Origin of the sequence: Lysobacter enzymogenes, assembly GCF_017168095.1 — a bacterium.
GTDB classification, from domain to species: domain Bacteria; phylum Pseudomonadota; class Gammaproteobacteria; order Xanthomonadales; family Xanthomonadaceae; genus Lysobacter; species Lysobacter enzymogenes_D.
Window position 1 is genome coordinate 8,946 of sequence record NZ_LXSD01000373.1, and the last position, 7,581, is coordinate 16,526.

Genomic DNA, 7,581 nt, shown 5'->3' on the forward strand with positions numbered 1-7,581 from the left:
TTTGGTTACTTTCTTTGTGGCTTTGGACAAAGAAAGTGACCCGGCCGCTTGCGGACGGAAGCTTTTGATCTCAGCTCGTCGTCACTTGCAGTTACGAGAGAGGCAGAGGCAACAGCAGAGTCAAAATGGATTCCGGCTTTCGCCGGAATGACGGCGTGGGGGCTGCGGGGCTGCGGGGCTTCGGGGCTTCGGGACGTGGCGGCGGGGCTGCGTTGCTGCGGTTGGTCGCGACTTGCGTCGCTCCTACAGGGGCTCCGGCCGGTTTCGTATCCGACTGTAGGAGCGGCGCGAGCCGCGACCGCGACAACACAGCCACGACGCAAGCTCCACCATGACCGCGGATTCGCCGCCGCGACTTACCTCCCTCTTTCAGCCGATCAACGACAACCGCCGCAGACCCCGCAAACCAGCCCCGGCCTCAGCTGCGCAACCCCACCCCGCGCTTGAGCAGCCACAACCCCAGCGACGACAGCGCCACCACGAACGCCAGCATCAGCGCATACGCCACCCACAGCGGCACGTCGCTGCTGCCCAGCAGGCCGTAGCGGAACGCGTTGACCATGTAGAAGATCGGGTTGGCGTGGGTCGCCGCTTCCGCCCACGCCGGCAGCAGCTTGACCGAATAGAACACGCCGCCCAGGTAGGTCAGCGGGGTCAGGATGAAGGTCGGCACGATCGCCACGTCGTCGAACTTCTTCGCGTACACCGCGTTGATGAAGCCGGCCAGCGAGAAGATCGTCGCGCCCAGCAGCACGGTGGTGAAGGTCACCAGCGGGTGCGGCACGCGCACGGTGGTGAAGCACATCGCGATCATCAGCACGATCGCGCCGACCATCAGCCCGCGCAGCACGGCGCCGGCGACGTAGCCCCACAGGATCACCCAGTTCGGCATCGGGCTGACCAGCAGTTCCTCGACATGGCGGCCGAACTTGGCGCCGAAGAAGCTCGAGGAGATGTTGCCGTAGCTGTTCTGGATCACGCTCATCATCACCAGGCCCGGAACGATGAACTCCATGTAGGTGTAACCGCCCATGTCGCCGATGCGCGAGCCGATCAGGCCGCCGAAGATCAGGAAGTACAGGGTCATGGTGATCGCCGGCGGCACCAGGGTCTGGCCCCAGATGCGCAGGATCCGCGTCACCTCGCGGCGCACGATCGTGCCCAGCGCGGTCAGGTTGCGGCGCGCGGGCGAAATGGCGGCGCGGTCGGCCGTTCGGATCTCGCTGCTCATGCGGCGCTCCCGGTGGCGGCGGCGGAGGGCGAAGCGATCATGCGCACGAACAGTTCCTCCAGGCGGTTGGACTTGGTCCGCATCGAGCGCACCCGGATGCCGGCCTCGCCGAGCGCGGCGAATACGCGGTTGAGGTCCATCGCGCGCGGCATTTCCAGGTCCAGGGTGTGGTCGTCGGCGGCGGCCAGGGTCGCGCCTTCGATCTGCGGCAGCGCGGCCGGCAGCACGCCGTCGATGTCGAGCAGGAAGCCTTCCACGTCGAGCATCGCCAGCAGCGCCTTCATCGGGCCCTGCTGGACGATGCGGCCCTGGTCGATGATCGCCAGGTTGCGGCACAGGCTCTCGGCTTCTTCCAGGTAATGGGTGGTCAGGATGATGGTGGTGCCGGCGGCGTTGATCTCGCGCAGGGTCTTCCACATGCCGCGGCGGATCTCGATGTCGACGCCGGCGGTGGGCTCGTCGAGGATCAGCAAACGCGGCCGGGTCATCATCGCCCGGGCGATCATCAACCGGCGCTTCATGCCGCCCGACAACGTGCGGCTCATCTTGTCGGCCTTGTCCCACAGCTGCGCGCGCTTGAGCTCCTCTTCGGCGCGCGCCAGCGCCTGTTCGCGCGGCACGCCGTAGAAGCCGGCGTAGTTGACCAGGATGTCGAGCGGCTTTTCGAACATGTTGAAGTTGATTTCCTGCGGCACCAGGCCGATCAGGCGCATCGCTTCGTCGCGGCGGCGCTGCAGGTCGGTGCCGAAGATCTCCACCGCGCCGTCGCTGAGGTTGACCAGCGAGCTGACGATGCCGATCAGCGTGGACTTGCCGGCGCCGTTGGGGCCGAGCAGGGCGAAGAAGTCGCCTTCGGCGACGTCCAGGGACACGCCCTTGAGCGCCTGGACCTTGTTGTCGTACGTCTTGCGCAGGTCGCGCACGCGCAGGGCGGGAACGGCGCCGCCGGCGGCGACGGCGGAAACCTGACGGGGGCCCGTGGCGGGGGCCGTTGGCTGGGTCATTGCGGGAGGGTCTCGGTCGCTGGCCGCGGGCCTCGCGGCGAATGGCTTAGTATAGGCCGCCGCGTGGCGCCACCCCGGCCACAGACTGTTGCGGAGCGCGCCATTTCGACGGCCGCGCAGCAGCACGGACCGGCCGGAGTTTGCGCCGCCGGTCGCTTCGCCCGCCTCGCGGCGCGGCGTCCCCACCCCCTTTCGCACCCGGCCGCGGCCGGACGCCCATCGAGAACACCGCCGCATGAAGCAATTCCCGCTCAAGCTCGTCTCGCGCCGCATGCTCGCGCCGACCGTGGGCCACTACGTGTTCCAGCGCGGCGACGGCGAGCCGCTGGATTACATCCCCGGACAATTCATCCAGGTCCACTTCCAGTACGCCGACGGCACCGCGACCAAGCGCAGCTATTCGCTGGCCACCATCCACGACCACGCGCTGGGCCCGGGCGAGGCGGTGGAGATCGCGGTCAGTTACGTGCCCGGCGGCGCCGCCACCGCGCTGTTCGAAGGCTTGGGCGAGGGCGACGCGATCCAGGCCAGCGGCCCGTTCGGACGCTTCTGCCTGATGCCGGCCGACGCCAACCGCCGCTACCTGCTGATCGCCACCGGCACCGGCGTCACCCCGTACCGGGCGATGCTGCCGCAGCTGGAACGGCAGATCCGCGAGCGCGGCATCGAGGTGGTGCTGCTGTTCGGCGCGCGCAGCCCGGCCGAGCTGCTGTACGGCGACGAGTTCCGCGCCTTCGCCGAGCGCGTGCCGGGCTTCCGCTTCGTGCCGTGCTTCTCGCGCGAGCTGCCGGCCGATCCGCACCCGGACGTGCGCCAGGGCTATGTGCAGCAGTTCCTGGCCGAGTTCGCGCCGGACGCGGCCGGCGACATCGCCTATCTGTGCGGCAATCCGAACATGGTCGATGCCTGCTTCGAGGCGTTGAAGGAATACGGGTTGGCGGTGCCGCAGATCCGGCGGGAGAAGTACGTTTCGTCGAAGTGATCGGTGGGGTGCGGCAGCTGAGCCGAAAGCATCGGGCCTGAAGGCCCTCCCACAAGAGCCGATGCCTCGCGGCCCGCCGGCTCTTGTGGGAGGGCCTTCAGGCCCGATGCCCTTGGCTCAGCCGCTGCGCGGTCAGAAGAACCGGCGGAAACGTCTTCGCGCCGCGCGGTCACATTCTTCCCGCCACCGTGGTCTGTCATTCTTGCAGGCGCAACCGCCCTGGCGACGAGATCACGGAACATGCCCATCGATTGGAAGCACCCCCGGCCGCGCTGCGCGGCCATCGCGCTGGCCGCCGCGCTCGCGGCCCTGGCCCTGGCCGGCTGCGGCCGCGGCGCCAATACCGCTGATGCCGCCGCCGACGGCGGCGCGGTCAAGCGCCGCTACGGCGCGATCGCGTTCGAACCGTGCACCCTGGCCTCGCCGTTCGCCACCGGCACCATCCCGGCCCAGTGCGCGCGCTTCAAGGTGCCGGAGAACCACGCCGAGCCGAACGGCCGCACGATCGAACTCAACCTCGCCTGGCTGCCGGCCACCGACAGCAGCGCGGCCGAAGACGACCCGGTGTTCTTCCTCGCCGGCGGCCCGGGCCAGGCGGCGACCTCGTCGTGGCCGCTGATCGACGCCGCGTTCCGCGACGTGCGCAAACGCCGCAACATCGTCCTGGTCGACCAGCGCGGCACCGGCAAGTCGGCGCCGCTGACCTGCACCGAGGCCGTGCCGCAGGACGACGACGGCGGCGACGAGGCCGCGCAGCTGGCCGCTTCGGTCGACGCCGTGCGCCGCTGCGCGCAGGGGCTGAAGGTCGACGCGCGCTACTTCACCACCACCGACGCCATTGCCGACCTCGATGCGGTGCGCGCGGCGATCGGCGCGGCCAAGGTCGATCTGGTCGGCGTGTCCTACGGCACCCGCGTGGCCCAGCAGTACGCCGGGCGTTATCCGCAGCGCACCCGCGCGGTGGTGCTCGACGGCGTCGCCCCGAACGAACTGGTGCTCGGCAGCGAACACGCGCGCAACCTCGACGCCGCGCTGGCCCAGCAGTTCAAGCTGTGCCAGCAGACGCCGGCGTGCCGCGCGCGCTTCGGCGCCGACCCGCGCGAGCAGCTGCGCCAGCTGATGGCGCGGCTGCAGGCGCAGCCGGTCGAGGTCGATTACCGCGACCCGTCCACCGGCGAGCCGCGCCGCGAGCGCGTCACCGCCGGCCACGTGGCGATGCTCACGCGCATGTTCTCGTATCAGCCCGAAGCCGCCTCGCTGCTGCCGCTGGTGCTGTCGGAGGCCGATCAGGGCCGCTACGCGCCGCTGCTGGCGCTGTCGAAGATGATCGGCGGCCAGCTCAGCGAAGAGCTCAACTACGGCATGCAGCTGTCGGTGACCTGCGCCGAGGACGCCGACCTGTTCGTCGATGATCCCGCCGACAAGGACACCGTGCTCGGCAACGCCATGACCGATGCGCTCAAGGCGCAGTGCGCGGTGTGGCCGACCGGCGCGCGGCCGAAGGATTTCCACCAGCCGCTGCGCTCGAACCTGCCGGTGCTGCTGCTGTCGGGCGAGCTCGATCCGGTGACCCCGCCGCGCTACGGCGAACAAGTGCTCAAGCACCTGCCCAACGGCCGCCACCTGGTGCTGCGCGGCCAGGGCCACGGCGCGCTGCGCGTGGGCTGCACGCCGAAGCTGCTGGGCCAGTTCCTGGAGAGCGGCGACGCCAAGGCGCTGGACGCGCGCTGCCTGGATGCGCTGGGCTACGTGCCGCCGTTCGTTTCGTTCACTGGTTGGGAACCCTGACGGGACTCGGGGGTTCGGGACTCGGGACTCGCACAGCGGCCCGACGCCCGTTCCTCACTGCGTCCCTCAGCCCTTCACTCCGAACCCGACTCCTCGCTCCCGACCTTCGCGTCCCGAGTCCCGAGTCCCGAGTCCCGAGTCCCGAACATGATCACCGCTCACGATCTGCATAAATCCTTCAAGACCAAGACCGGCACCGTCGCCGCCGTGCAAGGCGTCGACTTCCAGGCGCGCGACGGCGAAATCACCGGCCTGCTCGGCCCCAACGGCGCCGGCAAGACCACCACCTTGCGCATGCTCTACACCCTGATGCGTCCCGACCGCGGCGAGGTGCGCGTGGACGGCGTCGATGCGGCCAAGGACCCGGCCGCGGTGCGACGCTCGCTCGGCGTGCTGCCCGACGCGCGCGGCGTGTACAAGCGCCTGACCGCGCGCGAGAACATCGCCTACTTCGGCGAACTGCACGGCCTGAGCCGCGCCCAGATCGAAAAACGCACCGCCGAGCTGGCGCGCGCGCTGGACATGGACGACATCCTCGACCGCCAGACCGAAGGCTTCTCGCAAGGCCAGCGCACCAAGACCGCGATCGCCCGCGCGCTGGTGCACGACCCGCGCAACGTGATCCTGGACGAGCCCACCAACGGCCTGGACGTGATGACCACCCGCGCGATGCGCGGCTTCCTGCGCGGGCTGCGCGAGGAAGGGCGCTGCGTGATCTTCTCCAGCCACATCATGCAAGAGGTCGCCGCGCTGTGCGACCGCATCGTGATCGTCGCCAAGGGCCAGGTGGTCGCCGCCGGCACCGCCGACGAACTGCGCGCGCACACCGGCGAGGACAACCTGGAAGACGCCTTCGTCAAGGCGATCGGCAGCGACGAGGGCCTGCACGCATGAACGTCAATCCGTTCGCCGCATTCTGGTCGGTGGTGCGCAAGGAACTGCGCGACATCTCGCGCGACCGCCGCACCCTCGCCATCACCTTGCTGATGGGCCCGCTGCTGTATCCGCTGCTGATGCTCGGCATGGGCTCGCTGGCCGAGAACCGTGCCCGCACCCAGCTCGACAGCGTGCTCAAGGTGCCGGTGGTCGGCGCCGAGCGCGCGCCCAACCTGATCAAGTTCCTCGCCACCCAGAACATCGTCGCCGTGCCTGCGCCGAAGGATCTCGACGCGGCGGTGCAGAACCAGGAGCACGACGTCGGCCTGATCGTCTCGCCCGACTTCGGCAAGGACTGGAAGGCCGGGCAGCCGGCGCTGGTGGAGATCGTGCAGGACAGCACCCGTCGCGACGCCGACATCCCGGCGCGGCGCCTGCACGCGGCGCTGGAGGGCTACAGCCGCCAGGTCGGCGCGCTGCGGCTGCTGGCGCGCGGGATCGCCGCCAGCGTGATCCAGCCGGTCAACGTCGCCGACCGCGACGTCGCCACCGCCGAGGCCAAGCGCGGCCTGATCCTGTCGGCGTTGCTGCCGTACCTGCTGATCATGACCTCCTTCGCCGGCGGCGCGTTCCTGATCATCGACGCCACCGCCGGCGAGCGCGAACGCCAGTCGCTGGAGCCGCTGCTGGCCACGCCGGCGCCGCGCGCGGCCATCGTCAGCGGCAAGATCGCCGCGGCCTGCGTGCTCGGCTTGTTCTCGCTGTTGCTGACCTTGCTCGCGTTCAAGCTCAGCGCGCAGATGAGCAGCGGGGTGGGGCGGATGCTCGATGTGAGCGTGTACGCGATCGGCAAGATGCTGCTGATCCTGCTGCCGATGTCGTTCATCGGCACCGCGCTGCTGACCTATCTGTCGGCCGCGGCCAAGAGCCTGAAGGAAGCGCAGAGCCACGTGACCTGGCTGATGCTGCTGCCGCTGCTGCCGACCTTCGTGCTGATGGTCAACCCGCTGAAGACCCAGCTGTGGCAGTTCGCGGTGCCGTTCCTGGCGCAGAACCAGTTGCTGCTCAAGGTGATCCGCGGCGAGGCGATCAGCGGGCAGATCTGGGCGATGTACCTGGCCTGCGGCTTCGGCCTGGCGGCGCTGCTGTGGGTCGCCGCGGTGCGGCGCTACAACAACGAGCGGCTGGCGATTTCGGGCTGATCCGTACGGGCCTGCCGGTGGCCTCCCTCGGAGGCTACCTGTGGGAGGGCCTTCAGGCCCGATGCTCTTGTTTCAGATCACGACGATCGGATCGGACAGCATCGGGCCTGAAGGCCCTCCCACAAAAACCAGGCCTCGCCTGAAGAACAGGTCCCGGTCCCAAGAACCGGTCCCAAGAAAAAGCCCGGCGCGAGCCGGGCTTTTTCGTTCCGCCAGGTCTTCGTTCCGCAGCGATCAACCGCCCGGATTGAACCCGATCGTGCGGCGCGTGGTGACCGGCGCGGGCACCGGCTGGAAGCGCCACTTGCGCACCGCGTTGACCGCTTCGCGGTCGAACACGCGCGGCGGGTTGGCGCGGACCACGCGCGCGGCGGTGACCGAGCCGTCGGTGCCGACGGTGAACTCGACCTGGACCTCGCCGGAGGTGCCGGCGCGCAGCGCGTCGGGCGGGTAGCGCGGGGCCGGCGTGGACACCGCGCGCAGGTCGCTGGCGGCGGC

General features: G+C 69.6%; 7 protein-coding genes and 1 pseudogene. 5 read left to right on the plus strand and 3 right to left on the minus strand.

Annotation, left to right across the window (positions count from 1 at the left end; genetic code table 11):
- Positions 1–418 precede the first annotated feature (418 nt).
- The gene (locus A7A76_RS15025) at positions 419–1,231 is read right to left on the minus strand and encodes an ABC transporter permease (protein ID WP_206411940.1); all 813 of its coding nucleotides are present in this window, start codon (positions 1,229–1,231) and stop codon (positions 419–421) included.
- Positions 1,228–2,235: an ABC transporter ATP-binding protein gene (locus tag A7A76_RS15030; RefSeq protein ID WP_206411941.1), complete on the minus strand. Its 1,008-nt coding sequence runs from the start codon at positions 2,233–2,235 to the stop codon at positions 1,228–1,230. Before A7A76_RS15030 ends, A7A76_RS15025 begins: the two co-directional genes overlap by 4 nt.
- A 235-nt stretch (positions 2,236–2,470) precedes the next feature.
- Here A7A76_RS15030 and A7A76_RS15035 point away from each other — a divergent pair, with 235 nt between their 5' ends.
- The 5 genes and pseudogenes from A7A76_RS15035 to A7A76_RS26695 form a co-directional block, all read left to right on the plus strand.
- A complete protein-coding gene (locus A7A76_RS15035; RefSeq protein ID WP_206411942.1) occupies positions 2,471–3,217 on the plus strand; it encodes a ferredoxin--NADP reductase in 747 nt (248 codons plus the stop codon).
- 240 nt (positions 3,218–3,457) lie between these two features.
- A complete protein-coding gene (locus A7A76_RS15040) occupies positions 3,458–5,005 on the plus strand; it encodes an alpha/beta hydrolase (protein ID WP_206411943.1) in 1,548 nt (515 codons plus the stop codon).
- Between the two features lie 147 nt (positions 5,006–5,152).
- The gene (locus A7A76_RS15045; protein ID WP_206411944.1) at positions 5,153–5,899 is read left to right on the plus strand and encodes an ATP-binding cassette domain-containing protein; all 747 of its coding nucleotides are present in this window, start codon (positions 5,153–5,155) and stop codon (positions 5,897–5,899) included.
- Entirely contained in the window at positions 5,896–7,083 is a 1,188-nt protein-coding gene (locus tag A7A76_RS15050) for an ABC transporter permease (protein ID WP_206411945.1), read from the plus strand. Before A7A76_RS15045 ends, A7A76_RS15050 begins: the two co-directional genes overlap by 4 nt.
- Positions 7,084–7,123: 40 nt before the next feature.
- A pseudogene (locus A7A76_RS26695) lies at positions 7,124–7,207 on the plus strand (DUF6053 domain-containing protein); the annotation flags it as partial.
- Positions 7,208–7,317: 110 nt separating this feature from the next.
- Here A7A76_RS26695 and A7A76_RS15055 read toward each other — a convergent pair.
- On the minus strand, positions 7,318–7,581 hold a 264-nt coding region (locus tag A7A76_RS15055; RefSeq protein WP_206411946.1), incomplete at its 5' end, for an energy transducer TonB.